We start from the raw sequence: 387 nt of genomic DNA, 5'->3' as shown, positions 1-387 counted from the left end.
GCATGAAGCTGGCCGCGTAGTTGATGCCCGCGAGCAGCCCTTCGAGCATCGACTGCAGGTGCGCGCCCGTGATCGCGAACTTCACGCACACGGTCACGACGGTGACGAGGCCGCCGCCCGCGGCCATCCGCAGCATCTTCAGGTACTCGGCGCGGCCGCGCGAGATGTAGTGCTCGCCGGTGTCCGCGTTGGTTTCGACGAGCTTGCGCGCGAACAGCGAGAAGTTGCTGCGCACGAGGTGCGCGACGCTCTGGCTGTTCTGGTTCGCGTCGACGAGCTCGGCGGTCAGGTGCGCCATCCCATGCAGGTCGTCGCGCGCCATCCATGCGTTCAGCAGCGTTTCGGCGCGCAGGATGCGCATGCGCATCCGCTCGACCTGGAACACGA

At 67.2% G+C, this 387-nt stretch carries 1 protein-coding gene; it reads right to left on the bottom strand.

Annotated elements, in window-relative coordinates:
* On the bottom strand, positions 1 to 361 hold a 361-nt coding region (locus M3666_RS16505), incomplete at its 3' end, for a site-specific recombinase (RefSeq protein WP_251155827.1).
* Positions 362 to 387 lie beyond the last annotated feature (26 nt).

Origin of the sequence: Curtobacterium sp. ODYSSEY 48 V2, assembly GCF_023712625.1 — a bacterium.
GTDB lineage: Bacteria > Actinomycetota > Actinomycetes > Actinomycetales > Microbacteriaceae > Curtobacterium.
The sequence above is the reverse complement of the archived record's forward strand: the minus strand, read 5'-3'. Positions and strand labels throughout refer to the sequence as shown.